The sequence below is a fragment of the Vibrio sp. 1727 genome (assembly GCF_033344415.1).
Lineage (GTDB): Bacteria > Pseudomonadota > Gammaproteobacteria > Enterobacterales > Vibrionaceae > Vibrio > Vibrio alginolyticus.
Window position 1 is genome coordinate 1 of sequence record NZ_JAWPOT010000244.1, and the last position, 721, is coordinate 721.

The 721-nt window shown below is 44.0% G+C and carries 2 protein-coding genes; both read right to left on the reverse strand.

What is annotated here, in order from left to right; genetic code table 11:
- Positions 1-23: 23 nt before the first annotated feature.
- The gene (locus tag R8O10_RS25035) at positions 24-320 is read right to left on the reverse strand and encodes a YciI family protein (protein WP_021453642.1); all 297 of its coding nucleotides are present in this window, start codon (positions 318-320) and stop codon (positions 24-26) included.
- A gap of 115 nt (positions 321-435) precedes the next feature.
- Positions 436-721 (reverse strand): hotdog domain-containing protein (locus tag R8O10_RS25040; RefSeq protein ID WP_318191931.1); only part of this gene is annotated, 286 nt, incomplete at its 5' end.

Sequence of the window (721 nt, forward strand, 5' to 3'; positions counted from 1 at the left end):
AGACACAGTAATTTTTTCATAACTTAAAACACTTTTTTGAACGGTTTTACGATCACGTTTTCGTAAACGCCCGCCGCCACATAAGGATCGGCGTCAGCCCATGTTTTGGCATCTTCCAAAGAGGCAAATTCAGCAATGACTGTCGAACCAGTAAAGCCGGCTTCTCCTGGGTTATCAGAGTCGATCGCTGGCATTGGACCTGCAGTAAGTAAACGACCTTCATCTTGAAGCTGTTGCAAGCGTTCTAAATGTTGAGGACGAACGCCCATACGTTTTTCCAATGAGTTCTCGACGTCCTGAGAAAAGATGACGTACCACATAGCATAGTTCCTTAATTGGTGGGGTAAAGTGTTAATTTAACGTCTTTTTTGAACCTCTCACAAGTGAACAATAGAAAATGTGAGATTCTTCCTAGCAATTCGATTTTATGACAACTTAGCTTTGCACTGGACGTGGTTTGCCTTCACTGTCGATGGCTACATAGTTAAAGGTTGCTTCGCAAACCATGAAACGATCTTCGATGCCGTCTACTTTCACTGGTTTCACCCAAACTTCTAGGTCAACGCTCATAGATGTACGGCCGATTTTCTTACACACGCCGTAACAACAAACCACGTCACCTACGCTGACTGGTTTTTTAAATGTAATGCTTGAAACAGAAACGGTAACGACGCGACCAGAACAGATCTCTTTCGCCAGAATCGCACCCGCCAAGTCAAGT

Excerpts from the sequence above, each read along its gene's own strand:
- R8O10_RS25035 (WP_021453642.1), bottom strand. The coding sequence starts at position 320 with ATGTGGTACGTCATCTTTTCTCAGGACGTCGAGAACTCATTGGAAAAA.